Annotated in this window: 21 protein-coding genes; 9 read left to right on the top strand and 12 right to left on the bottom strand. The window is 71.0% G+C overall.

What is annotated here, in order from left to right:
- Nucleotides 1-78 precede the first annotated feature (78 nt).
- A complete protein-coding gene (locus EIZ44_RS11755; RefSeq protein WP_134728569.1) occupies nucleotides 79-804 on the bottom strand; it encodes a methyltransferase domain-containing protein in 726 nt (241 codons plus the stop codon).
- 111 nt (nucleotides 805-915) lie between these two features.
- Between EIZ44_RS11755 and EIZ44_RS11750 the strand changes: the two genes are divergently transcribed.
- The 4 genes from EIZ44_RS11750 to EIZ44_RS11730 all read left to right on the top strand — a co-directional run bounded on the left by EIZ44_RS11750 (nucleotide 916) and on the right by EIZ44_RS11730 (nucleotide 5155).
- Complete coding sequence (locus tag EIZ44_RS11750; protein ID WP_037812467.1) at nucleotides 916-1767, top strand: ParA family protein; 852 nt, start codon at nucleotides 916-918, stop codon at nucleotides 1765-1767.
- Nucleotides 1768-1770: 3 nt separating this feature from the next.
- On the top strand, nucleotides 1771-2589 hold the full coding sequence (locus EIZ44_RS11745) for a DNA-formamidopyrimidine glycosylase family protein (RefSeq protein ID WP_134728568.1): 819 nt from the start codon (nucleotides 1771-1773) through the stop codon (nucleotides 2587-2589).
- Between the two features lie 376 nt (nucleotides 2590-2965).
- On the top strand, nucleotides 2966-3538 hold the full coding sequence (locus tag EIZ44_RS11740) for a GNAT family N-acetyltransferase (protein WP_134728567.1): 573 nt from the start codon (nucleotides 2966-2968) through the stop codon (nucleotides 3536-3538).
- Between the two features lie 591 nt (nucleotides 3539-4129).
- The gene (locus EIZ44_RS11730; protein WP_134728565.1) at nucleotides 4130-5155 is read left to right on the top strand and encodes a quinone-dependent dihydroorotate dehydrogenase; all 1026 of its coding nucleotides are present in this window, start codon (nucleotides 4130-4132) and stop codon (nucleotides 5153-5155) included.
- A gap of 66 nt (nucleotides 5156-5221) precedes the next feature.
- Here the strand turns inward: EIZ44_RS11730 and EIZ44_RS11725 are convergent, their stop codons facing one another.
- From EIZ44_RS11725 to EIZ44_RS11685, 9 genes are all read right to left on the bottom strand, one after another.
- Nucleotides 5222-6529 (bottom strand): allophanate hydrolase-related protein, encoded by a 1308-nt coding sequence (locus EIZ44_RS11725; RefSeq protein ID WP_134728564.1) that lies wholly within the window; start codon nucleotides 6527-6529, stop codon nucleotides 5222-5224.
- A gap of 387 nt (nucleotides 6530-6916) precedes the next feature.
- On the bottom strand, nucleotides 6917-7903 hold the full coding sequence (pspM, locus tag EIZ44_RS11720) for a phage shock envelope stress response protein PspM (protein WP_134728563.1): 987 nt from the start codon (nucleotides 7901-7903) through the stop codon (nucleotides 6917-6919).
- Nucleotides 7904-7941: 38 nt separating this feature from the next.
- Complete coding sequence (locus tag EIZ44_RS11715; protein ID WP_134728562.1) at nucleotides 7942-8796, bottom strand: PspA/IM30 family protein; 855 nt, start codon at nucleotides 8794-8796, stop codon at nucleotides 7942-7944.
- Nucleotides 8797-9049: 253 nt separating this feature from the next.
- A complete protein-coding gene (locus EIZ44_RS11710) occupies nucleotides 9050-9499 on the bottom strand; it encodes a helix-turn-helix domain-containing protein (RefSeq protein WP_167754095.1) in 450 nt (149 codons plus the stop codon).
- A gap of 100 nt (nucleotides 9500-9599) precedes the next feature.
- Entirely contained in the window at nucleotides 9600-10064 is a 465-nt protein-coding gene (locus EIZ44_RS11705) for a CinA family protein (protein WP_037812482.1), read from the bottom strand.
- The gene (gene pgsA / locus EIZ44_RS11700) at nucleotides 10064-10711 is read right to left on the bottom strand and encodes a CDP-diacylglycerol--glycerol-3-phosphate 3-phosphatidyltransferase (RefSeq protein WP_037812484.1); all 648 of its coding nucleotides are present in this window, start codon (nucleotides 10709-10711) and stop codon (nucleotides 10064-10066) included. Before pgsA ends, EIZ44_RS11705 begins: the two co-directional genes overlap by 1 nt.
- The gene (rimO, locus tag EIZ44_RS11695) at nucleotides 10708-12156 is read right to left on the bottom strand and encodes a 30S ribosomal protein S12 methylthiotransferase RimO (RefSeq protein WP_134728560.1); all 1449 of its coding nucleotides are present in this window, start codon (nucleotides 12154-12156) and stop codon (nucleotides 10708-10710) included. The genes pgsA and rimO overlap by 4 nt, the downstream gene beginning before the upstream one ends.
- 167 nt (nucleotides 12157-12323) lie before the next feature.
- The gene (locus EIZ44_RS45885; protein WP_134728559.1) at nucleotides 12324-16526 is read right to left on the bottom strand and encodes an AAA family ATPase; all 4203 of its coding nucleotides are present in this window, start codon (nucleotides 16524-16526) and stop codon (nucleotides 12324-12326) included.
- A gap of 119 nt (nucleotides 16527-16645) precedes the next feature.
- The gene (locus EIZ44_RS11685; RefSeq protein WP_134728558.1) at nucleotides 16646-18694 is read right to left on the bottom strand and encodes an acyltransferase family protein; all 2049 of its coding nucleotides are present in this window, start codon (nucleotides 18692-18694) and stop codon (nucleotides 16646-16648) included.
- Between the two features lie 156 nt (nucleotides 18695-18850).
- Here EIZ44_RS11685 and EIZ44_RS11680 point away from each other — a divergent pair, with 156 nt between their 5' ends.
- Nucleotides 18851-19369 (top strand): amino-acid N-acetyltransferase, encoded by a 519-nt coding sequence (locus EIZ44_RS11680; RefSeq protein ID WP_037812807.1) that lies wholly within the window; start codon nucleotides 18851-18853, stop codon nucleotides 19367-19369.
- Nucleotides 19370-20002: 633 nt separating this feature from the next.
- Here the strand turns inward: EIZ44_RS11680 and EIZ44_RS11675 are convergent.
- Complete coding sequence (locus EIZ44_RS11675; protein WP_240691273.1) at nucleotides 20003-20410, bottom strand: hypothetical protein; 408 nt, start codon at nucleotides 20408-20410, stop codon at nucleotides 20003-20005.
- A 44-nt stretch (nucleotides 20411-20454) separates the two neighbouring features.
- A complete protein-coding gene (locus EIZ44_RS11670; protein WP_240691272.1) occupies nucleotides 20455-22797 on the bottom strand; it encodes an FtsK/SpoIIIE family DNA translocase in 2343 nt (780 codons plus the stop codon).
- Between EIZ44_RS11670 and EIZ44_RS45425 the strand changes: the two genes are divergently transcribed.
- The 4 genes from EIZ44_RS45425 (at nucleotide 22787) to EIZ44_RS11655 (ending at nucleotide 25511) form a co-directional block, all read left to right on the top strand.
- A complete protein-coding gene (locus tag EIZ44_RS45425) occupies nucleotides 22787-23017 on the top strand; it encodes a hypothetical protein (protein WP_037812487.1) in 231 nt (76 codons plus the stop codon). The genes EIZ44_RS11670 and EIZ44_RS45425 overlap by 11 nt on opposite strands.
- A 115-nt stretch (nucleotides 23018-23132) precedes the next feature.
- Entirely contained in the window at nucleotides 23133-23777 is a 645-nt protein-coding gene (locus EIZ44_RS11665) for a hypothetical protein (RefSeq protein ID WP_134728556.1), read from the top strand.
- 280 nt (nucleotides 23778-24057) lie between these two features.
- A complete protein-coding gene (locus tag EIZ44_RS11660) occupies nucleotides 24058-24573 on the top strand; it encodes a hypothetical protein (RefSeq protein ID WP_134728555.1) in 516 nt (171 codons plus the stop codon).
- Between the two features lie 128 nt (nucleotides 24574-24701).
- Nucleotides 24702-25511 (top strand): lysophospholipid acyltransferase family protein, encoded by an 810-nt coding sequence (locus EIZ44_RS11655; protein WP_167754094.1) that lies wholly within the window; start codon nucleotides 24702-24704, stop codon nucleotides 25509-25511.
- Nucleotides 25512-25522: the final 11 nt, after the last annotated feature.

The raw sequence follows: 25522 nt of genomic DNA, 5'->3' as shown, positions 1-25522 counted from the left end.
GACAATTCCCGGCGCGCGAGCACCGGCGACCACGCTTACGGGTGGTCCGGGACGGCTACCGCGGCAGAGCGGAGCGGATCAGCCCCGCCGGGCGATGGCGTGCAAGCGGCCCGCGACGTCGCGCAGCGCGGGCACCGCCGAGGCGCTCAGCTCGAATTCGGCCAGCTCGTCCTCGCGAACCCCGCCCGGCACGACGTCCGAGATCACCCGGTCGCCCTGCAGCAGCGTGACCTCAAGGCCGGCCGCCACGAGCGAATCGGTCAGCCCGGCGCTGTCGTACCTGCGCAGTACGGTGTCGCCCGCGACGATGCCGTCCGGGCCTTCCATCAGCTGCTGCGCCTCGGAGATCCGCCCGGCCAGCGCGCGATGCAGCACGGCCGCGTTGCGGTTGGCCACCAGCACCGACACGGCGCCGCCCGGCGACACAGCGGCGGCGAGCGCGTCGAGCACGGCGCGCGGGTCGTCCACGACCTCCAGCAGGCCGTGCGCCAGCACCAGGTCCGCCGATCCGGCCTGGACGTGCGCGGCGAGCGCGTCGGAGTCGTCCGCGATCACCGTGATCCGGCCGGAGACGCCCTCCTCCTCGGCGCGGCGGCGCAGCGTCGCGAGCGCGTTCGGGTTCGGTTCGACCACGGTGACCAGGCATCCGGCCGAGGCGAACGGCACCGCCCAGCCGCCGCTCCCGCCGCCGACGTCGACGACGACCGGCTGCTCCACGCCGCGGGCGCGGGCGGCCCGCAGTTCGGCCTCGAGCGCCCGGCGAACAGCGCCCGAACCCCGGGCGGCCACGGTGTCGGTCTTCATGGCCGACAGGGTAATGGCCGCCGGTCACTTGCCGTGACCCGCGTGGCGCCGCAGCGGCGTTCGCCACCTTCCGGGCTACCGCCCCGGCGCACGGCCCGTAGGCTGTGTCGAGTGCACACGGTCGCCGTTCTCAGCCTCAAGGGTGGTGTCGGCAAAACGACGGTCGCGCTCGGTATCGCGTCGGCCGCGCTGCGTAGGGGAACCCGCACGCTCGTAGCCGACCTCGACCCGCAGGGCAACGCCACCACCTCGCTCGACCCGCCGTTCACCGACGCGACGCTCGCCGACGTGCTCGAGACGCCCGCGCGGGCCGTCCTCGAACGCGCGATCGCGCCCAGCGTCTGGAGCGAGGACATCGACGTGCTGGTCGGCGCCGAGGAGCTGGAGTCGCTCAACGAACCCGACTCCGACGGCCGCCGCCTGGAAAACCTCTCCCGCGCGCTCGACGAGCTGCACCAGCACCCGCTGCGCGAGGATCCGTACGAGCTGGCGATCATCGACTGCCCGCCGTCGCTCGGCCGGCTCACCAAATCGGCGCTCGTCGCGGCCGACAGCGCGCTCATTGTGACTGAACCCACAATGTATGCCGTCGCCGGTGCGCAGCGCGCGCTCGAGGCGATCGAACGGATCCGCGAGGACAGCAATCCGTCGCTGCGCCCGATCGGCGTGCTCGTGAACAAGCTGCGCGTGCGGTCGTACGAGCACCAGTTCCGGGTCTCGGAACTGCGCGAGAACTTCGGTTCGCTGGTGATGCCGACCGCGATCCCGGACCGGCTCGCGGTGCAGCAGGCCCAGGGCGCGTGCAGCCCGATCCACGAATGGCATTCCCCTGGCGCACAAGAGATCGCGCTGACCTTCAACATGGTCCTCGCCAAGATCCTGCGCTCCAACCGCGCCGGACGGCACCGCGTGCGCGCCGAGGAGGAAGCGGTGCAGGCGGAAGTGTCGGAAACCGCGGGCTGAACCGTGCCCGAGGGCGACACCGTATTCCTGGCCGGAAAACTGCTCGACCGCGCGCTCGCCGGGAAAACGTTGGTGCGCGGGCAGTTCCGGCACCCCGAACTGGCCACTGTGGACCTCGCGGGCCGGGAGGTGCACGGCGTCGGCACCGTCGGAAAGCATCTCTTCACGCGCTTCTCCGGCGACCTGACGCTGCACAGCCACCTGCGCATGGACGGCTCGTGGAAAATCCAGCCCGCGGGCGCGAAGTGGCCGATGCCCGCCCATCACGCGCGCGTCGTGCTGATGACCGACGACGTCCAGGCGATCGGTTTCCGGTTGCACGACCTGAAACTGCTGCCCACCACCGAGGAACACACTCTCGTCGACCACCTCGGCCCGGACCTGCTCGATCCACAGTGGACGGACGAGCACGCCGCGCTGGCCGCCGCCAACCTCGCCGCGAAACCGGACCGCGAACTCGGCGACGCACTGCTCGACCAGCGCATCATGGCCGGCGTCGGCAACCTCTACAAGTGCGAGATATCTTTCCTGCTAGGGGTTTCCCCGTGGACCCCAGTGTCCGAAGTGGACCCCGCACGGGCCGTGGCGCTCGCCCGGAAGCTGCTGGTCGCCAACGCCTGGCGGCACGAACAGGCCACCACCGGCGACCTCCGCCGCGGCCGCCGCACCTGGGTCTACGAACGCACCCGCCAAGGCTGCTTCCGCTGCGGCGGCCCGCTGCTGGTGCGCCAGCAGGGCGACGGCCAGTACCAGCGCCCGACCTGGTGCTGCCCGCGCTGCCAGCCCGGCCCCGTCCCGGCCGATGGACCGCCGCGCAAATGATGTTGCCGTATCTAGAGGTTCGCGGTTAGCGTGGCAGTACACGAGAGAGGAGGTGGTCCTAAGTTGTATTCACACAGGACTCGTGAGGTGGCTGTCCGCTAGCGGATGGCACGTGTTGGGACTTTGAGCAGCGATGCAACAAGAGCCACCTTCGGCTCATCGCCTGCTTCACGTGCTGCCTGCTGACGAATACCAGGCAGTCACCGGGTTCCCGGGGTTCTCGAGCACCGGTCCGGCTCGAGCCTGGACGCTGACGGCGTCCAGGAGGCGCCCCGGGAATTTCCATGTCCGCACGCGGCTCCGCGCGTGTTTTTTCCGCGCCAGGCGATCACCGCGGCGGTTCCTGCGGGCACGCGGAAGTCGCTAGGCTGGGAGGATGCTCAGGCCGGACTATCCGATCAGCACCGAACGCCTGCTCCTCCGCCCGTTCCGGGACGACGATCTCGATGCCCTGAACTCGTTCCAGTCCCGCGCGGACGTCGTCCGCTACCTGTACTGGGGACCGCGCAGCCGCGCGGAATCCGCCGCCGCGCTGGCGAAGCGCGTGCACAGCGCGACGCTGTCGGAGGAAGGCCAGTTCCTCGCCGTCGCCGTGGAACTCGCCGAAACCGGGCAGCTCATCGGCGACCTCAACCTCGAATACCTCAGCGCCGAACACCGCCAGGGCGAGATCGGCTTCGTCTTCCACCCCGACCACCACGGAAAAGGCCTGGCCCTGGAAGCAACGCGCGAAGTCCTGCGCCTCGGCTTCGAAGACCTGGGCCTGCACCGCATCATCGGCCGCTGCGACGGCCGCAACACCGCGTCGGCGACCTTGATGGAACGGCTGGGCATGCGCCAGGAAGCACGCCTGCGGGAAAACGAGATCGTCAAGGGCGAATGGACCGACGAACTGGTCTACGCCATGTTGGAAGACGAGTGGAAAGCCGGTGCCGCGAGGCGAAACTGATCCGCGCTGGCCGTGAGGGGCTCCTTCACGGACCACCGCCCCACTCACCCGCCCTCGCAACCGCAGGGACGCGCCCCAATGCGGCATTGGGTGCGTCAGACGCACCGAACGCCACATTGGGTGCATCGCACGCACCCAATGCCACATTGGGGATCCTTCATCCTGGTTTGCCCTGATCACACTGGTGAACGAGCACGGAGCAGTGCCCGGAGCAGAGTGGTGGCGCAGCGCGCGTTGCGCCGCAACTCGCCGAATATTCGCCAACTCTCGAGAGCCGCGAAGCCCCATCCCACGAAGCAACCCGCAGCCGATGCACCCACGATCGAGGCACCCAGCNCAACGAGCGAGGCACCCAGCCCCTCCCCCGCACCCCGATACGAAGCCTCCCTGCGGTCTGGGGGTGCTTGTCAAGGCATCTTTCCCGCCTTGACAAGCACCCCCAGACCGTCAGCACAATCAAACTTCGGGGTGCCCCACGCAACCAAGGCAGGCAATGTCGCCGCCAGGCGACGAGCCGCACAACGCGACCCCCACCACACCAACCGAGATCCACCCCAGCCAGCCCACCCCCCATACGGCAGCATGGACGACGTGCTCTTCGACAGGATCGTCCGCCCAGCGATGTACCGGCTCGCCTACCACGACCCCGAGGTAGTCCACGAACGCACCGTCACCTTGCTGAGCCGAGCCGGAAAATCCCTCCGCCCGATCTCGAAGCTGTACCGCACCGCCGACCCCACCACCGTCCTCGGCCTGACCTTCCCCAACAAGATCGGCCTGGCCGCGGGCATGGACAAAAACGGCCGCGCCCTCCACGCCTGGCCCGCCCTGGGCTTCGGGTTCGTCGAAGTAGGCACAGTCACCCGCCATCCCCAGCCGGGCAACCCCAAACCCCGCCTCTACAGCCTCCCGGCCACCGACGCGGTCATCAACCGCATGGGCTTCAACAACGACGGGGCCCAAGCCCTCGCCGACCGCCTGGCCGCCGACGGAAAACCCGCCGTCCCGCTGGGGATCAGCATCGGCAAGTCCAAGGTGACGCCGCTGGACGAGGCCGTCGAGGACTACCGCTTCTCGCTGCGCGCCCTGCACCCCTACGCGGACTACTTCGCGATCAACGTCAGCTCCCCCAACACCCCGGGTCTCCGTGCGCTGCAAGACAAAGCCGCGCTCGCCGAACTGCTCGCCGAACTCCGCAAGACCGGCGCCGAACTGGGCGGCAACACTCCGTTGCTGGTCAAGGTCGCCCCCGACCTCACCGACGACGCGCTCGCCGAGCTCCTCGAAGTCTGCCTGGAGCACGGCGTCGCCGGAATCATCGCGACCAACACGACTCTCTCCCGCGAAGGCATCGACCCCACCGAAGCCGCGCTGGCCGCCGAAACCGGCGGGCTCTCCGGCCGTCCGTTGACCCGGCGTTCGGCCGAGGTCGTCCGCTTCGTCCACGAGAAGACCGAAGGCAAGCTGCCCATCATCGGCGTCGGCGGCATCCTCGGCCCGGACGACGCCCGCCGCATGCTCGACGCCGGGGCCAGCCTCGTGCAGCTCTACACCGGCTTCGCCCTGCACGGGCCGGGACTCGTCCGCCGCGTCGGCCGGGGGCTCGCCGCCCGGTAGCACAGCGCCGAGCCCGAGTCCGCCCACGAAGACTCGGGCCCCCGCGCCGAAAGCGACCGCCCGGCCTCAGCCGGGGAACCGCGGTCCGCCAGTGCTGACGAACCGCAGGTACCCCCGCCAGGACGCGTACCGGTCCAGACCTTCCCCGCCCGCCGCGGCCGCTGGTTCGCACAGCACCGCGAGCGGCGTGCTCCCGTCTTCCAGTTCGACCCGGCCCAGCACGAACGGCGCGGCCAAGCCGGCCGCGAACCGGCCGAACGCCGCGGGAGACAACCGCCAGCGCTCGCCGTCCACGCCCGCCGAGCCGGAGACCACCCCGGGCTGCGGCGGCGTGACCCCGTCGAGCAGCACCATCCGGTAGCGCTCGGCGGTCCGGACCAGACCGCCGAACCGGGCGCCGTGCAGTTCGTCGTGCAGCGGCTGGCCGCACAGATGCGCGCCGAACACCACGACGTCGACGCTTTCGCACGGATACGGATCCGGCGACTGCTCGCCGGTCAGCACCGAAGCCAGGTCGAGCCCGATCTGGTCCTCGAACGCCCTTGTCACCACCGTGATCCCGTACGGCCGCCGGTCCCCCGGCACGGTCGCCGCAGCGAGATCCAGGGCGTTCAGCGTCGCGTCCAGGACTCCGACGGTCGGCAGGAGAACCGCGTCCAGCTCCGCCAGCAGCGAGCGCGCCGCAGGGGCGTTTCCGGCCCGGTAAAGCGCGCTGACGTCCACAGGGACCAGCACCGCACCCGAAGCCTCCAGAGAGGCCGCGGCGACGTCGAACGCCCTCCTCGCGGGCAGCGGCAGGCTGGCCTCGGCGGGGATGCCGAGGCGCGGGTGCTGCCCGGCGGCGAGCCGGACGTCGGCGGGCCATTCGCGGGCCGCCGGGTCCAGACCATCGGGGCCGAGCATCGCCGCGATCGCGCGCTGGGCGGACGCGAGGCGGTGCGCGGACACCGAAACGGTCGGGCCGGGGATGAGCCCGGGCGTCGGTTTGAGGGTGAGCACGCCAGGCGGGGCGGCGATCTCGCGGGCGGCGGAATTCAGTGCCAGGTCGACGATCTCGAGTCCCACCACCGCGTTTTCCGGGTCCGCGACAGTGGTTCCGAGGACCACCGCGCCGGCGTCGGTCAGCCGCGCGAGCGCGGGCGGGCCGTCGGCGTCGGCCGCGCAGACGATTCCGGCGAGCGGCAGGTCTTCTCCGGCGTGGACGCGTTCGTCGACGGTTTTCGCCTCGACGAGCACTTCCTCCATGGTCCGCACCGAAGCCCAGAGTCCGGGGCGGTCGGCTTTCGCGAGCAGCTCGAACGCGGTGCGGACCCGCTCGTGCGAGCTGGGCGGAGGGACGGGAACAGGATCAGGTTCCGGCGGGAGCGTAGTCACGAGGGCGTCCTTTCCTCGGCGGGATCGGAGGAGTCCACTGTGTACGTCCGGCGCCGCGAACCTCAGCCTGCGACGCCGGGCCTGGCGGGTGCCAACACCGACCTCATGAGAAAAACGTTAAACCGCAGACGTTTCCGTCACCAGCAGGATCGGATTACGCGATTGTTGCGGTGTGCGGGGGAAACTCACGCACCGTCGCGGCCGGACTGTCCGGTTGCGCCGACCGGAATCCCAAACTCGGCCATCAGGACGGTGATCCCGCCCGGTCGCTGCGATTCCCGGAGTCGTCGCGAAGCAGCAGGCCCGTACCACATTCACCCCTGGATCGGGCGTTTCACAGCGGATTCCCCGGTCGCAAGTCAGCCACCTGGAGCCCACGGACCAGGGTCAGCCGAGATCCTTCAACGCCAGCGCCAACCCGGCGAGCCGGTCCGTCGCGTCCGTCAGCGCCTCCCGCGACGTGACCATCCCGTCACTGCTCGCGGCCACGGCACGACCGGCCGCGGCGACCAGGCCGCCGTAGCCCTCGATGCCGTCGTCGAGTTGTTCGCGCAGTTTCGCGATCGCGGCCTGCAGCGCGGAACGTTCGCGCTCCGGCGCGGAATTGCGGCCCCGTTCGATCGCCTGGATCCGGTCGGCCAGGCCGCGCAGCGCACGGGCCGCCTCGTCGGCCGTCGCGCGGGCGTCGGCGACGGAAACCTCGGGAACCGCCGTGGTGCCCAGCGAAGTCGGGACCGAAAGCTGCTTCAGGAGTTCGCGCAGCGAGGCTTCCGACTCGGCCAGCCGCTCCATCGGCTCGCGCGCGGCCGAACCGGCGGCGGGCAGCGGCGGCGGGCCGCTGGGCGCGGCGGGCAGTTCGACCTTCTTGAGCTCTCGCAGCCGCATCCCGGTGCGGACGCTGAACGTGCCGAACACCAGCGTCGCGAACCCGGAGAACACCGCCTGCCCGATCTCCGGACCGGCCACCGCCCCGCCGAGCAGGCCGGTGGCGGTGAGCACGGTGAGGACCCCGAACAGGATCGTGACCAGCACCCACAGCGTCAGCACGCGCGAGGTGCGGCGGACCCGCCGCTGGTGCTTCGCGCTCGGCTCGTTCCAGCGCTGCCATTTCGCGCGGACCTCGGCCACCGCGGGCACCTGTCCGGCCACCGCGGAAAACGCGGCCGGGGCCGACGGGCGGCGCGGCGCCGGCGGCTGCGGGGAGACCGGACCGCGCTGGGTCCGGCCGTTCTGCTGCGGCTTCCCGCCCGCCTCGTCGGCGGGCGGGAAGTACCGCTGCAGCTTTTCCTGGGCGCGCTGGGCGTAGTCGGGCAACCGCTCGATGTGCTTCTCGAGCTTCGCGTTGAACTCGCTGAAGTCCCGTCGCTTGGTCATCCGGCCCTACCCCCTGCGCGCCGCTCGTGCCCGGCCGGTCAGGCCGGGTTCTTGCCCTGTTCCGCCTGCACGCGGGCCTGGATCTCCCGCTGGATGTCGCCGGAGGCGGCGGCCGGCTTGGCCGCACCCGCGCCCGCGGACGCGCTGCCGTCGGTGACCTGGGCGACCGAGTCGCCGCGCATCGACGCGCGGATCTGCTCGAGCCGCGAGTGGCCCGCCATCTGGGTGGCCGACTCCTGGACCTCCATCATGCGGCCCTGCACCGAGTTCTGCGCCAGCTCCGCCGAGCCCAGCGCGGTGGTGTAGCGCTTCTCGATCTTGTCCCGGACCTCTTCCAGCGACGGCGTGTTGCCCGGCGCGGCCAGCTGGCTCATCTGGTTCAGCGACGCGGAGACCTGCTCCTGCATCTTCGCCTGCTCCAGCTGCGAGAGCAGCTTGGTGCGCTCGGCCAGCTTCTGCTGCAGCATCGTCGCGTTGCGCTCGACGGCCTGCTTGGCCTGCGTCGCCGCCTGCAGCGACTGGTCGTGCAGCGTCTTGAGGTCTTCGATGCTCTGCTCGGCGGTGACCAGCTGCGCGGCGAAGCTCTCCGCCGCGGTCTCGAACTGGGTCGCCTTCGCCTCGTCGCCCTTGCTGCGGGCCTCGTCGGCCAGCACCAGCGCCTGGCGCGTCGAGGCCTGCAGCTTCTCGACCTCGCCGAGCTGGCGGTTGAGCTTCATCTCCAGCTGCCGCTGGTTGCCGATCACGGAGGCGGCCTGCTGCGTCAGCGCCTGGTGGTTGCGCTGCGCCTCCTCGATGGCCTGCTGGATCTGTACCTTCGGGTCGGCGTGCTCGTCGATCTTCGACGAGAACGCCGCCATCATGTACTTCCAGAACTTCACGAACGGGTTGGCCATCTCCTCCGCCTGCCTTCTTGCGTCCCACGGGCCCTGATTGCTTCGGGGCGGGGCGTCGCTCCCCTAGTCGCACAACGTACCGACCCCGGCGTTGGGTTCCATCGTGTCAGGTCGGCCTCCGCCGTTCCAGGCGACCCCGGGGGAATTCAGGGTCAGCCCTGACCGGCGGCCGGGACCGGCCCGGAGGGGAACCCCGCGCACGCCGACGGCCCCGGGGAGATCCCCGGGGCCGTGCAGCGAAACAGCGCCGGCGTTACGCCGCGATCGTGGACGCGAGCTTGGGCGCGCCGATCGTGGTCCGCAACGTCGTGTTCATCCGCGGCGCGGGCTGAAGCCGCAGGTCGGAGAGGTCGTCGCCGATCAGCTCCGACACCAGGCGGCCGCCTTCGAACCCGGCCTCGCCCCGGTCCGGAACAGTCTGGGCCGGCGCGGTCTCCACCTCTTCGACCGGCGCGACCTCGACCTTGTCGAGGGCCGACACGTCGGCGGCGACCTTGTGCAGCAGCTCGCCCAGCGGCAGCTCCAGCGCCTCGCAGATCGACGCCAGCAGCTCGCTGGAAGCTTCCTTCTGGCCGCGCTCGACCTCGGACAGGTAGCCGAGGCTCACCCGGGCGGCGCGGGAGATGTCACGCAGCGTCCGACGCTGGTTGGTGCGGGCATGACGGAGCCGATCACCGATCGCCTCGCGCAACAGCACGGTCATCACGCGCCTCCCTTCCCGAACTGGTGCCTCCTACGTTACCCAGAGCGGTACCCCGAGTGCAGGACTTGACACGTACGTACGCCAAGGGCGAACGCCGTTTTCAGTCTAATTGTTCCCCGAGCAGCGCGAACGCGGCGCGCACCGACGCGGTCCGGATCGTGTCCCGGTCACCGGTCTCGGCCAGCTCACGCACCGTGTCCACGCCGGGTCCGCTGAGCCCGACGTACACCGTTCCCGGGGCCACGCCGTCCTGCGGATCCGGCCCGGCGACGCCGGTCAGGCCGAGGCCCCAGGTCGCCCCGCAGCGCTCCCGCGCGCCCTTGGCCAGCTGCGCGGCGACGTCGGGGTGCACCGCGCCGTGCTCGGCCAGCAGCTGTTCGTCGACCCCGGCGAGCGCGGCCTTCAGCTCTGTGGCGTAGACCACCAGACCACCGCGGAGCACCGCGCTCGCGCCCGGCACCTCGGCGAGTGTGGCGCAGACGAGACCGGCCGTGAGCGACTCCGCGGCGGCCACGGTTTCCCCCCGGCGGGTGAGGGTCGCGACCAGTTCGCGCGCTTCGGTCATCACGAGCCCATCGCGCGCCGGCCGGCGGCGCGCAGGCGGATCGCGCGGATCAGGTAGTCGACGCCGGTGATCACGGTCAGCGCCACCGCGAGACCCATGAGCGCCCAGCGCACCGGGTCCGCGCCGGCCGGCAGCGGCAGCAGATAGGTCACGATCGCGATGATCTGCGCCATCGTCTTCGCCTTGCCGCCGCGGCTGGCCGGGATCACGCCGTGCCGGATCACCCAGAACCGCAGCAGGGTCACGCCGATCTCGCGCACCGCGATCACGATCGTGACCCACCAGGACAGCTCCCCCAGCGCGCTGAGCCCGACCAGGGCGGCGCCGATGAGCGCCTTGTCCGCGATCGGGTCGGCGATCTTGCCGAAGTCGGTGATGAGCCCGTAGCGGCGGGCGACCCAGCCGTCGACCTGGTCGGTGGCCGAGGCGATGGCGAAGAGCCCGGTGGCGATCGCGCGCCAGGTGGTGTCCTCGCCGTGGCCGGTGAACAGCGCGACCACGAACAGCGGGACCAGGACGAGCCGCGAGATGGTGAGCAGATTCGCCAGGTTCAGCGTCGGGACCGGAGTCGCCTCGGGCAGCTGGGCCCCGCCCTCCGACGCGGCGCGGGGCACGCCCTCGCCAGCCCCGCTGGGCGCGGCACTCACCGGCCGGCGTCCGGTGCCGGACGGACGACCAGGTCGACGCCGGCGGAGTCGACGACCTCGCAGCGGACGATGTCGCCCACGGAGAGCGGCTTGGTCTCTTCGTCCTCGAGAATGACGCATTCCCCGTCGACCTCAGGGGCCTGGTGCGCGGCGCGGCCGACCGCGTCGTCGCCGTCCGTGCCGTCGTGCTCGACCAGCACGTCCACGAAGGTGCCGATGCGGTCCTCGGCGCGCTGCGCGGTCAGCTCCTCGACCAGCGCCGAGATGCGCGCGACGCGCTCGGCGACCACGGCCGGGTCGAGCTTGCCCTCGAAGGTCTCGGCCTCGGTGCCGTCCTCGTCGGAGTAGCCGAACACGCCGACCGCGTCGAGCCGGGCCCCGGTGAGGAACCGCTCCAGCTCTGCGAGGTCGTCCTCGGTCTCGCCGGGGAAGCCGACGATCACGTTGGTGCGGATGCCCGCCTCGGGCGAGTACTCGCGGATCTGCTCGGTGAGCGCGAGGAACGAGTCGGTGGACCCGAACCGGCGCATCCGGCGCAGCACCTGCTCGCTGGAGTGCTGGAAGGACAGGTCGAAGTAGTCCGCGACGCCCGGCGTGGTCGCGATCGCCCGCACCAGCTGCGGCCGCGTTTCGGCGGGCTGCAGATAGGAGACGCGGACGCGCTCGATGCCGTCGATCTCCGCGAGCCGCGGCAGCAGCAGTTCGAGCGCGCGGGTGCCGTCGCGGCCGAAGTCCTTGCCGTACGACGTGGAGTTCTCGCTGACCAGGAACAGTTCCTTCGCGCCGTTCTCGGCGAGCCAGGCGGCCTCGGCGACGATCTCGTCGGGCTGGCGGGACACGAACGACCCGCGGAACGACGGGATCGCGCAGAACGAGCAGCGGCGGTCGCAGCCGGAGGCGATCTTCAGCGCGGCGACCGGGGAATCGTCGAGCCGCGTGCGCAGGACGCGCGGGCCCCAGCCGTGCTGCGCGTGCCCGGGCACCTCGACCTCGGCGGTCGCGGCGGGCCGCTGCACCGGGCTGATCGGCAGCAGCTTGCGGCGGTCGGACGGGGTGTGCGAGGCGATCGCGCGGCCGGCGACCACGTCGTCCAGCCGCGACGAGAGGTCGGCGTAGTGGTCGAAGCCGAGCACCGCGTCGGCCTCGGGCAGGCTGTCGGCGAGTTCGGTGCCGTAGCGCTCGGCCATGCAGCCGACCGCGACGACCTTGCGGCCGGTGTCGGCGGCGGCGAGCAGCGTGTCGACCGAGTCCTTTTTGGCCGATTCGACGAACCCGCACGTGTTGACCACGACGACGTCGGAGTCCTCCGGTTCGGCGGCCAGTTCCCAGCCGCCCGCGGCCAGCCGGCCCGCCAGCTCCTCGGAATCGACCTCGTTGCGGGCACAGCCCAAGGTCACGAGGGAGACACGGCGGGCGCGAGCGGAGTCAGCGGCTGGAGAAGGCACGACGTTCAGGGTAGCCGTCGTGTCCGGACCGCCCCGAGACGGAGTCGCCCAGTGCGGTGACGCGGTCTCCTCCGGCGCCGGGTTCGCCGTCCGTGAAGGGCCCCTCGAGGGAATCAGATTCCTTCAAGGAGTCCTTCACGGACGGCAAACCCGGTCGTCCGAGCGGGTCATTCCGCGGCGGACACGTCCGGGACCGTCAGCAGGGTCAGCTCCGCGTCGTCCAGCGCCTCCAAGTCGACGTCCGGGCCGGCCAGCCGCATCGCCTGCGCCCGGATCGCGCGTTCGAGCAGGCCGCGGGCCGAACGGCCGTTGGCGAAACCCGTTCCGCGGTCGAGGCCGGCCATGAACCCGGGCAGCGCTTCGACGAGCCCGGGGTCGAGCCGGTAGCCCTGTTTGCCCGCCATGGCGGTGAAGATCGCGGCCAGCTGGTCGTTGTCGTAGTCGGCGAAGTGCACCGTCGCGCCGAAGCGGGACCGCAGGCCCGCGTTGGCGTCGAGGAAGCGGTCCATGTCCGCCGGGTAGCCCGCGGCGATCACGATCAGGTCCTCGCGGTGGTTCTCCATCTGCACCAGCAGTTCGGCGACCGCCTCGCTGCCGAAGTCGGTGCCGTTCGAGTAGCTCTGGACCAGGTTGTACGCCTCGTCGATGAACAGCAGCCCGCCGATCGCCCGCTCGCACACCTCGCGGGTCTTCGGCGCGGTCTGGCCGATGTACTCGCCGACCAGGTCCGGCCGCGCGACCTCGACGAGGTGCCCGGACGGCAGCACGCCGAGCTCCCGGTAGAGCTGGCCCATCAGGCGCGCGACGGTCGTCTTCGCCGTGCCGGGGTTGCCGGTGAACACCAGGTGCCTGCTGCGCGCCCCGACCGGCAGCCCGGCCTTGCGGCGGCGCGCGTCCAGCCGCGTTTCCGCGACCAGTGCGCGGACCTGCTCCTTCACCCCGTCCAGGCCGATCATGCCGTCGAGTTCGGCCAGCAGGTCGTCCAGCCCGCGGCGCGGTCCGGCGTCGTCGCTGACCGCGACCCCGGCCTCGCCCGGCAGGTCCGCGGCCACGAGGACGGCCAGCTGGTCCGGCGGCGTGTCCGGGGCGGCGGCGAGCCGGCTGGACTGCCCGCTGATCGCGGCTTCCAGCAGGCCGCGCGCGGACCGGCCGTTCGCGAACCCGCGGCCGCGCGGGATGCGGCGGATCGCCTCGGGCAGCGCGGCGGCGAGGTCGGCGGACAGCTCGTAGCCCTGGCTCTTCGCCATCACGGTGAAAATCCCGGCGAGTTCCTCGTTGGTGTAGTCCGGGAACTCGATCCGGCCGGAGAACCGCGACCGCAGGCCGGGGTTGGACTCGAGGAACTCGTCCATCTGCTTGGGATAGCCCGCGACGAAGACCACCAGGTCCTCGCGGTGGTTCTCCATCTGCACCAGCAGTTCGGTGACGGCTTCCTTGCCGTAGTCGTCGTTGTCGTCGCGCACGAGGTTGTACGCCTCGTCGATGAACAGCACGCCGCCCGCGGCCCGTTCGCACACTTCGCGGGTCTTCGGCGCGGTCTGGCCGGTGAACTCGGCGACGAGATCGCCGCGGCCGACTTCCACGAGGTGCCCGGACGGCAGCACGCCCAGCTCGCGGTAGATCTGCCCGACCAGCCGCGACACGGTCGTCTTCGCCGTGCCCGGGTTGCCGGTGAACAGCAGGTGGCGGCTGCGGACGGCGACCTTCATGCCCGCTTCGCGCCGCCGCGCGTCGACGGCCATCTCGTCCACCATGGACCGCACGCGCTGTTTCACCGAGCCGAGCCCGATCATCGCGTCCAGTTCGGCCAGCAGCTCCGGCAGACTGCGCCGCGGTCCGGTGTCGTCCACCGCGCCCACCCCGGATTCGCCGGGCTGCGGGAGGTCGGCGGCGACGAGCGTGACCAGGTCCGCGCCGCCGTCGGTGGTCAACCGGGTGGACTGCTTCCCGATCGCCGCTTCCAGCAGCACGCGCGCGGACCGGCCGTTCGCGAAGCCGCGCCCGCGCGGGATCCGCCGGACCGCTTCGGGCAGCGCCGCGAGCAGGTCCGCGGACAGCTCGTAGCCCTGCCCCTTCGCCATCGCGCGGAAGATCTGCGCCAGCTCGTCGTTGGAGTAGTCCGGGAATTCGATGGACCCGGCGAACCGCGAGCGCAGGCCGGAGTTGGACTCCAGGAAGGCGTCCATCTCCTTCGGGTAGCCGGCCGCGAAGACCACCAGGTCCTCGCGGTGGTTTTCCATCTGCACCAGCAGTTCCGCGACCGCTTCCCGGCCGAAGTCGTCGTCCTTGTCGTTCACGAGGTTGTAGGCCTCGTCGAGGAACAGCACGCCGCCGACGGCCCGCTGGACCGCCGCGCGGGTCTTCAGCGATGTCTGGCCCACGTACTCGCCGACCAGGTCGGTGCGGGTCACCTCGACGACGTGGCCCTTGGGCAGCGCGCCGAGCGCCTGGTAGATCTTGCCGAGCAGCCGGGCGACGGTCGTCTTCGCCGTGCCGGGATTGCCGGTGAGCAGCAGATGGCGGCTGCGCACGGCGACCTTCATGCCCGCTTCGCGGCGCCGCGCGTCGATCGTCATCTCCGACGTCAGCGAACGGACCCGCTCCTTGACCGCGGCGAGGCCGATCATCCCGTCCAGTTCGGCGAGCAGCTCCTCGATCGAGGACCCGCCGCGCTGGCCGGCCGCGGCGACGAGCGGCTCGATGTCCGGGTGGCCGATCTCGATCCGGGTGCCCGGCATCGCGCCCCGGCTGATCGCCTGCCGCGAGGCCGCGTCCAGCAGCGCCTCCACCGTGCGGGCGCTGGGTTCCTTGACGAGCGCGGCGAGGCGGTCGCGCACGTCGGCGGGCAGGCCGAACGAGCGCTCCCGGGCGAGGACGTCGAGCAGCGCGGCCGCTTCGGCGGGCCGGTCGAACCGGGGCAGCCGGTACTGCAGCATGTTCTGCACCAGGTCGGGGGCCTCGGCGCTGAGCTGTTCGAGGACCTTTTCAGTGCCGTCCAAGACGATCAGGCGGCAGCTGTCCTGGTCGCGCGCGTAGTTGCGGAGCAGCCGGACGGTGCCGGCGAGGTCCTTCTCGAAGAGCGCGTCGACCCGCTCCGCGAGCATGAGCGCGGAGCCGCCGTTCTCGATCTCGTTGATCGTCGTCGGCACGGAACGCTCGATCGGGTCGTCGCCGTACTCGGCGACCAGGACGGCGCAGTCGAAGAACTCGGCGTTGTCGAACCCGACTTCGGCCTCGGTCAGCGACGCCTTCAGCGCCCGGGTGAACCGGCGCTGGCCGGTGTTCGCTTCCCCGATCAGCAGGATGAACGGGTTCGGCTGCTTGGTGCCCGCGGTCATCCGGGCCGCTTCGCGCTTCTCCCATTCGGCGTAGGCCTTCTGCCACTCCTCGTAGGCCTTTTCGTAGCGGGACTGCTCCTTGCGCTGCCACATGCGGTTGCCCGCGGCGAGCAGGTCGAGCGTGACCGACCGGCTGTGCCGCGCCATGTCGCCGAGCACGTTGTTGCCGTTGCCGTCCGAACCCGGCCGTTCCGGTTCGGGCGGCGGCGGTTCGCCGGGGCCGTTCGCCGTGCCGTGCCGGGTGGCGTCCGCCCAGGCGACCACCCGGGTGGCGCGCGTGACGAACTCGGCCATCGATTCGGTCCCGGCGACGAACATCCCCGCCTGACCGAGGCTCTCTACCCGGATCTGCGGCGGTTGAGCGGGATTCGGGGCGCTCGCGGGGACCGGCGGCACCGATCCCGGAGGCCCGGCGGCGGGCAGCGGCGGAGGCCCCGAAGGCGCGGCTGGCGGCTGCGGTGCTGGAGGCGCGGCGGGCGGCGGCTGCGCGGGCACTTGTCCGGACCACGGGCCGCCCTGCGGCTGCTGGTAGCCGGGCGGCGGCGGACGGTAGCCCTGCGGAGCGGGCGGCGGGCCGCCGAATCCGTTGCCTTGCGGCGCGGCGGGTCCGGGATAGCCGCCGGGGCCGCCCTGCGGTCCGGGATAGCCCTGCGGCGGCCCCGCGTACCCGGGATTGCCCTGGGGCGCGGCGAAACCGCCCGGGTTGCTCGGCGGACCCGGATACGGCGGCCGGGGACCTCCGTTGCCGGGACCGGCGTAGCCCGGCTGGCCGCCCGGGTACTGCTGCGGCGCGCCGTAGCCCGGCGCGGGCGTGCCGGGAGCGGGCGGCGGCACGAGGCGGGCCGCGCCGCGGTAGCCGGGATCCGCGGGCGGCTGCGTGTACTGCCAGTTCCCGTCCGGCAGCCTGCGCTGCCACGCCTGGCCGGGGACGAGCAGCCATCCGACGCCGTCCGGGCCGGTCAGCGCGGCCGTCCGGCCCGCCGCCGCCTCGGACTGTGCGGCCTGGAATGCGTCCCACCCTGCGCGCGTCAAAAAGACCAGCTCCCCCTCAGGTGCCCGTGCGGCGATCCCGCCGCCGCCCCATTGTGCCCAACCCGGGACGCTCCGCGACGGCTAGCCGCCGAACTCGTCCCTTCCCGCCCCGCGCGCGGTCACCACCGCAGGGCTTGTTTGAGCTGTTTGACCGCGATCGGCGCGAGTGTCGTGTTGAAGGTCGCGGACGGATGGTTGTCGTCCATGTAGACCAGCACGTTCCCGACGACCGCGCGGCAGCGCTTCTGGTCGCAGTAGTAGTCGGTGAAGTCCAGGAAGGTCACGTTGTCCGGGACGTCCTCGATCTGCTCCCACGACGGCGTCGCGGCCACCGCGGCGGACCGCGGCACCGAGCACGACGGGTCGGCCGGGCTCTTCTGCGCGACGCAGCTGGCCATGTTGAACGTGTAGCGCGGGTTGTCGCGCACGGCCACGACCGGGATGCCCGCCTTGTCCAAAGTGGACCAGACGTCGGCGAAGCCCTTCGGCGTCGTCTCGTGCGGCCCCGGCTTCGAGTTGATGGTGCCGAGCATGATCACCGCGTCCGGGCGCGTGTCGAGCAGTTCGTCGGTGACGGCCTTGTTCCAGTCGAGGCAGGGCTGGTCGCCGGGCATCAGCTCGGAGCCGGACGAGTACGGGCACGCGCCCTTCAGCATGGTCGAGACTTCCCAGCCGTCCGAGACGATCGCGGGCCGGAAAGACGCGAGGAACTGCTGGATGTGCGAATCCCCGACCAGCACGACCCGCTTCGTCGGCGGGCCCTCCGGGAACTCCGAGCAGATCTGCAGTTCCTTGTTGCGCGGCGAGATCGAGCACTGGTCCAGCGGCGTGCGGGCCCAGTCGTCGGCCAGCTTCACCGTGGGCGGCACGATCGACGGCGACGGCGTGCCGCGGTAGACGAAGCCCGGCGCGTGCGCGACCGCGCCCGGGTGGTCCGGGTCGCCGATCGCGATCTCGTAGTTCGCCCGCGCGCTGCTCACGCCCTGCCAGACGCCGCTCGCGACGAGCACCGGGGCCAGCGCGAGCACGCCGAACCGGTAGGCGCCCCAGCGTTTCGCGGTGCCGATCTTCGACAGCCGGATCGGGTTTTCGATCAGGTGGTAGGTCAGGATCGAGAGCAGGAACGACACGCCGACCACGAACGCGCCGCCGAGCAGGCCGACCGCGACCCGGTCGCGGACGATCAGGTAGAACACCAGCACCGGCCAGTGCCACAGGTACAGCGAGAAGCTGAGGTTGCCGACGTAGCCGAGGAATTTCGAGCTGAGCCAGCGGTCCGCGCCGAGCACGCTGCCGGTCTGCCCGGCGACCAGCACCAGGCCCGCCGAGACGGTCGGCCACAGCGCGATCCAGCCGGGGAACACGCTGTCGACCTCGAGCAGCACGCCGCACAGCACCAGCCCCGCGACGCCGACCCAGCCGAGCACGATGCGCAGCAGGCGCGGCAGCGTGACCTGGTCGAGGAACATCGCCATCAGGCCGCCGAGCGCGAATTCCCACACCCGGGTAAGGCCGTGGAAGTAGGCCAGCGGCTGGTCGGCGGCGGTGAGGTACACCGAGTACGCGAGCGAGGCGGCGAACAGGACGATCAGCAGCAGGTTCACCGTGCGCCGCAGCGACCAGCCGAGCCGGCGCACGAGCAGGCCGAGGCCGACGAACAGCAGCGGCCACAGCACGTAGAACTGGCCCTGGATGGACAGCGACCAGAAGTGCTGTACCAGGCTCGCGCTGTTGTGCTGGGCGAAGTAGTCCACCGAATCGGCCGCGAGCTGCCAGTTCTCGTAGAACAGCGCCGACGCGACGACCTCGCGGATGGTCTGGAACCAGCGGTCCTGCGGCAGCAGCAGCTGGGAGACGACCACGACGGTGAGCAGCACGGTCATCGCGGCCGGGAAGAGCCGTTTGATCATCCGGGCCCAGGTGGCGCGCAGCTCGATGCGGCCGCGCAGCAGCGCCCGGTAGAGCTGCCCGGTGATGAGGAACCCGGAGACGAGGAAGAACACGTCGACGCCGCCGGAGATCCGGTCGAACCACACGTGGTAGACCACGACCAGCACCGAGGCCAGCGCCCGCACGCCCTGCAGCTCGGGCCGGAACCGCGCTTGCGCGCTCGGCCCGGCGGGAGGTTTGCCGGGCCGTTCCGGGGCAGCCACCGTGGTGCCGGACATGCAGGTTCCTCCCGGGGGCCGGCGGCGGGCCGGGCCGCCGACTACTGGTCATGTGCGTTCACTAGCTATACGTGACGGCTCGCGGCGTCACGCATCCGGGGTCCCCCGATGGAGCCGCTCGGCGCGGCCGGTCCTCGCGGTCGTTATCTTGACCAGGTGCCCGATTCCCGCTCCCCGTCCGTCCGCCGCGCGCGGATCGCCGACGTCCGCAAGATCAAGGCCCTCGTCGATTCCGACGCGGGCCGCGTGCTCCTCGAGAAAGATCTGGTCACGCTCTACGAGGCGGTGCAGGAGTTCTGGGTCGCGACCGACGAGGAGAACGGCACCGACGACGTGCTGGGCGCGGCCGCGCTGCACGTGCTGTGGGAGGACATCGGCGAACTGCGCACCGTGGTGGTCGACAAAGCGGCGCGCGGCCGCGGGATCGGCCGCGCGCTGGTCGGCAGGCTCGTCGAAGAAGCCCGCGAGCTGGGGCTCAAGCGGCTGTTCGTGCTGACGTTCGAGACGTCGTTCTTCTCCGGGCACGGATTCGTCGAGATCGACGGCGCCCCGGTGTCGCACGAGGTGTACGAGGAGATGCGGCGGTCGCTGGACCCGGGCGTCGCGGAGTTCCTCGACCTGCCCTACGTCAAGCCGAACACCCTCGGGAACTCGCGGATGCTGCTGGAGTTCTGAGCGCCCTCAGGAAAACCGCACGAGGATGTGGTTCCCCGACCCGTCCACCGCGGCCAGCTTCACCGTCGTCCCGGCGAACGTGGTCGCGTCCGGACCCTGACGGCCGGTGTGCAGCTGGACGGACGTGTGCTCGCCCCGGTGTCACGAAGAAATGCCGCACTCGCCGACCCGGGGCATCCCGAGAACTCCCGGACGCTGCTCGAATTCCGAGCCCCTCAGGAGAACCGCACCAGGATGTGGCTCCCCGACCCGTCCACCGCGGCCAGCTTCACCGTCGTCCCCGCGAACCTAGTCGTGTCCGGACCCTGACGGCCGGTATGAAGCTGGACGGACGTGTGCTCGCCCCGGTGTCACGAAGAAATGCCGCACTCGCCGACCCGGGGCATCCCGAGAACTCCCGGACGCTGCTCGAATTCCGAGCCCCTCAGGAGAACCGCACCAGGATGTGGCTCCCCGACCCGTCCACCGCGGCCAGCTTCACCGTCGTCCCCGCGAACCTAGTCGTGTCCGGACCCTGACGGCCGGTATGAAGCTGGACGGACGTGTGCTCGCCCCGGTGTCACGAAGAAATGCCGCACTCGCCGACCCGGGGCATCCCGAGAACTCCCGGACGCTGCTCGAATTCCGAGCCCCTCAGGAGAACCGCACCAGGATGTGGCTCCCCGACCCGTCCACCGCGGCCAGCTTCACCGTCGTCCCCGCGAACCTAGTCGTGTCCGGACCCTGACGGCCGGTATGAAGCTGGACGGACGTGTGCTCGCCCCGGCCCGGTTCAGTGAGGACCAGCGCCACCACGGCCTCCCCCGCCACGAAGCATTGCCTGCCCGGCTTGCAGCGCGAATCCGAGACCAGCTGGCGGTAGCGCACCGTCAGGTCCCGTCCGGCGACCTGCACCTCCTGGCCGGGCGTGAGCGCCACGTTTCCGCCCGGATCAGCGGCCGGCGGGCGCGACGGTGTCTGCGCGATGGCGGCCGTTCCGCCCGCGCACCCGGCCAGCGCGGCGGCCGTCCCGATACCCAGTGCGAGCTTCTTGAGGTCCATGCGCAGTGGACGGGCCGGACGCGCCGCCGGGTTGCACGCCCGGCTCAGAAGTCTTCGTCCTCGCCGCCGGCGGGCGAGCCGCCCGCGTCGGAGCCGCCGCGGATCATGAACAGCACCGACTCCAGTTCCTCCGGCTTGATCAGCACGTCGCGGGCCTTCGAGCCCTCCGACGGGCCGACCACGCCGCGGCTTTCCAGCAGGTCCATCAGCCGTCCGGCCTTGGCGAAGCCGACGCGGAGCTTGCGCTGCAGCATCGAGGTGGAGCCGAACTGCGACGTGACGATCAGCTCGGCGGCCTGCAGCAGGACGTCGAGGTCGTCGCCGATGTCCGGGTCGATCTCCTTCTTCTCGCCCGCCTTGGCGCTGGTGACGCCCTCGTTGTAGTCCGGCTGCGCCTGTTCCTTGGCGAAGTTGACGACCGCGGCGATCTCCTCGTCGCCGACGAACGCGCCCTGGATGCGGACCGGTTTCCCGGCGCCCATCGGCAGGTAGAGCGCGTCGCCCATGCCGATCAGCTTCTCCGCGCCCGGCTGGTCGAGGATGACCCGCGAGTCGGTGAGCGACGACGTGGCGAACGCGAGCCGCGACGGCACGTTGGTCTTGATCAGGCCGGTGACGACGTCGACCGACGGCCGCTGCGTCGCGAGCACCAGGTGGATGCCCGCGGCGCGGGCCTTCTGGGTGATCCGGACGATCGCGTCCTCGACGTCGCGCGGGGCGGTCATCATCAGGTCGGCCAGCTCGTCGACGATCGCCATGATGTACGGATACGGCTGGTACTCGCGTTCGCTGCCCGGCGGCGCGGTGATGTCGCCGGAGCGGACCTTGGCGTTGAAGTCGTCGATGTGCCGGACCCGGTTGGCCTGCATGTCCTGGTAGCGCTGCTCCATCTCCTCGACGAGCCAGGCCAGCGCGGCGGCGGCCTTCTTCGGCTGCGTGATGATGGGCGTGATCAGGTGCGGGATGCCCTCGTACGGGGTCAGCTCGACCATCTTCGGGTCGATCAGGATCATCCGGCATTCGGCGGGCGTCGACCGGGCCAGCAGCGACACCAGCATGGAGTTCACGAAGCTGGACTTACCGGAACCGGTCGAACCCGCCACCAGCAAGTGCGGCATCTTCGTGAGGTTCGCGGTGACGAACTCGCCCTCGATGTCCTTGCCGAGCCCGATCAGCATCGGGTGGTTGTCCTTGACCGTGGTCGGCGCGCGCAGCACGTCGCCGAGGCGCACCATCTCGCGGTCCGAGTTGGGCACCTCGATGCCGACCGCGGACTTGCCCGGGATCGGCGCCAGGAGGCGGACGTTGTCGGTGGCCACCGCGTAGGCGATGTTCTTGGTCAGCGCGGTGATCTTCTCGACCTTCACGCCCGGGCCGAGCTCGACCTCGTACCGGGTGACCGTCGGGCCGCGGGTGAAGCCGGTGACCTGCGCGTCGACGTTGAACTGGTCGAGGACGCCGGTGATCGCCTCGATCATCTGGTCGTTGGCCTTGCTGCGGGACTTCGGCGCGTCGCCGAGCTTCAGCAGGTCGGGCGGCGGGAGCGCGTAGTCGCCCTCGACGGTGCGGGTGACCGACAGCGCGGGTTCCGGAGCCTTCTTCGGCTTCTTCTCCGGCACGTCGGCAGGCGGCGCGACCGGCTTCGGCGGCCGGATCGGCGTGGCCGGTTCGGCGAGCGCGGCGTCGATGTCGAGCTGCTCGCCGTCCTTGTCGGCACTGGCCTGGCGGCGGCGCGACGGTTTGCGCAGCCGGACGGACTTCGGGTCGGCCTCAGGCTCGGGTTCGGGCTCGTCGTCGTGCTGACCGGCCTCGTATTCGGCCAGCTCGTGCTCGTCGAGGCCCCAGGTGCGCAGGCGGTGCGGGATGTCGCGCACCGGCGTGCCGGTGAACACGAGGACGCCGAACAGCAGCGCGAGGATCAGCAACGGCACCGCGACCCAGGTGGTGACGCCCTTGCTGAGCAGCCCGCCGGAGAACGCGCCGAGAATGCCGCCCGCGTACATGCGGCCGTCGTTGGTGTCCGGGAGCGCGGTGAAGATGTGCAGCATCCCGAGCACGGACAGCACGACCAGCAGCGTGCCGATCACCATCCGCGGCCGGGTTTCCGGGCTAGGTTCGGACCGCATCAGCGCGACCGCGACCACGAGCAGCACCAGCGGCAGCGTCACCGCTCCCGCGCCGAGCACCGTCCGCGTCGCGATCTCGACCCCGGCCCCGATCGGCCCGGCCGCCCGCCACCAGACGCCGACCGCGGCGACGATGGCCAGCGCGATCAGCCCGAGAGCGAGCCCGTCGCGCCGGTGCTCGGCCTCGAGCTCCCGCGTGCGCCCGACCGTGCGGGCCAGCGAACCGACGCCCTTGGCCACGAGGTTCCAGGTGCTGCGCACGCCGCGCCCGAACGCGCCGTTCTTGCGCCGGGGCGCCGGGCGCCGGGCACTGGACGTCCGCGGCCGCGAACTGCCCCTGGTCGAACGGCCTTTCGACGACCTGCTCGACGCGGCGGCCCGAGACTTCGCCGGCGTACGCGAACTACGCGCCGGTGCCTTCCCGCCGCTTCCCGCAGTGCTCCGCTTTCTCGTCGCCGACCCAGCCATGCCTCCACGGTAACGGGCGAGGACCGATAGTCACATGTGCCACTCGCAGCGCACCCGAAACAATCGTCCCGGATCACAGTGGATCTTGTGGAAGCATCGGGGGTCTCCTGGGAAGGCGAGGTCCCTCCATGCCCAGCCCTGCCGAGATCGTGCGACTGCTTGCCGAACGGACCGTTTTCGCTGCGGCACCTCGGGGTACGGGGCGGTACCACTATCTCCGCAAGTCCGGCTGGGCCGGGCACACGGACCGGACCGCTTCGGGGCGGGTTCTGTCGGCGAGCACTCAATTCTTCGAGCGCGAGGACTGGATCGCCGCGGACGGTTCGGGTCGGTTGCTGGTGACGCAGGCTGGGACGCCTGTGCGGCCTAGCGGCAACTTCCCGGCGGGCGGATTGATGAGCGACTTCCTGGTGGGCCGGGATCTGCCGTCGGTGAGCGCAGAACTGCGGCGGCGGATTAGTCCGGCTGGGGTGGTCAAGGCTTTCAGCACTGTGTGGCTTACGCAGGTGGTGACGCCTGAACTGCAGCGATTGCTGCTCTTGTGGTTGGCGGAGCAGCCCGGGCTGGTCCTGGATGACGCGGAGTTGCCGGGGGTTGTGGTGAGTGTCCCGGATTCGGCGCGGGCTGGGACGCGGCAACTGGTGTTCGATTCGGAGACCGGGATGTTGCTGCAGACCCGGGACGTCGACGGGGCGACGGTGTCGGGCTGTACTCGGTGGCTTGAGTCCGGGTATTCGGATTCCACTGAGCTGCGACCCGCTGAGGTTTCCTGACCAGCGACAACCGCTCAATCCCCGCCCATGAATCCGGGTGCGCGGCCGCTCTCCTTCCGGACATTCGTGCCGTAACAGCTCGCGTGATCAACGCGACCCATCGAAGCACTCTTCGACAGGGCTTGGAGCAAGCATGACCATCCGGACTCTCTTCGGCCTCGCCCTCGGCACGGCGACGCTGACAGTGCTGCTCTCCGCGTGCGGCAACAATGCGCCCGCTCCAGCGTCTCCCGCTCCACCGGCTTCCCGTCCGGCGGCTTCCGTCCCAGCGTCGTCCCCCGTGGCCGACTCCCCTGCGCCCGCGAGCGTCGCGGCGGTGCCGACCACCAGCGCGATGGCAGCGGATACCTACTTGAAGAAATCCGTCGGGCAGGTCTGGGGCACCCGCGACCCCGCCACCGGCGAACCGCGCATCACCGCGTGGCTGACCAAAATCACCGTCGACCCGGCCTGCGACCGGCCCGGGACGCGCAAGCCGGGCATGCACACGCTGGTGCTCGACTTCACCGTCCAGATGCCCGCCGCCGGCGGCGACCCGTCCGACATCTACGCCTTCGGCAATGACGTGCTCAACGAGACCCGGTTCTCGACCCGCGGCGAGGACGGCTTCACCAACCAGGCCGAGTACAACAGTCCATGCAAATGGCGGGTCAAGGAGCTCCCGTTCCAGTTCGCGCCCAGCAGCAAGTACACGGGTCAGCTCGTGGTCGACACCCCCAACCCGCACGGCACGCTCCTGCTCACCGCCGCCAACGGGTACCTGAACGGCAGCCTCGGCTGGGAATGGGACTACTGACCACGAACCAGGCCGAGCCCCTCCGCACGCGCTCTGAGCAGCCACAACAGCATCCGAAGCCCACACCGCCCCCACCGCACCGAGAACCGCGTTGCCGCAGGTGGCTCCGCCCGTGAAATGCTCTGCTCATGTTCGCGCTCCAACAGGACGAGGCTTCGCGCCGTGCCCCCGCGATCTGGCGGACGATGCTCAACCTCGACCGAGGGCTGGTGAATCTCGTCGGGCGGCTCACGGTCACCGGGGCGGTGCCGCGGGAGCTCCGGGGGAAGCCGCTGCTCATGGCGGCCAATCACATCGGTGTGTTCGACGCCTTCGTGCTCATGGCGGCGTGCAAGCGGATCGGCATCAATCCCCGGTTCATGCTCGCCGGCGGGATTCTCGACGCGCCGGTGATCGGGCCCGCGCTCAAGGTCAGCGGGCATTTGCGCGTGGACCGGGCCAAGGCGGCGACCGCGATCGGGCAGTTCGCCGAAGCCGCGGAGGCGTTGCGGACGACGCGCGAGCCGATCGTCGTTTATCCGGAGGGGCGGATCAGCCACGACCCGGGGCTGTGGCCCGAGCGCGGCAAGACCGGGGCGGCGCGGCTCGCGCTCGCCGCGGGCGTGCCGGTGATCCCGATCAGCCAGTGGGGCGCGCACGAGGCTGTCTACTGGGGCACGGAGACCGTGAACGGGCCCGCGGACCTGCTGCCGCTGGCGAAGTCCGGGTTGAGCGCGCCGTTGCGGCGGCCCCGGTTCAAGGTGCATTTCGGCGCGCCGGTGGACCTCTCCGACGTCGAGCCGGAGCGGCCCGGCGCGGGCGTTCGCGCGCACGCCAAGATCATGCAGGCCATCACGGACGGACTGGTTCCGTTGCGCCGCCACGAACCCATCCGTCCGCGCTTCTACGATCCGACCCGGCCGACCGACACGGTCAGTCCCTGGAAGCCGCAGCGCTGAGTCCGGATCGT

The organism is Amycolatopsis nivea (assembly GCF_004522235.1).
Taxonomy (GTDB): Bacteria; Actinomycetota; Actinomycetes; order Mycobacteriales; family Pseudonocardiaceae; genus Amycolatopsis; species Amycolatopsis nivea.
The sequence above is the reverse complement of the archived record's forward strand: the minus strand, read 5'-3'. Positions and strand labels throughout refer to the sequence as shown.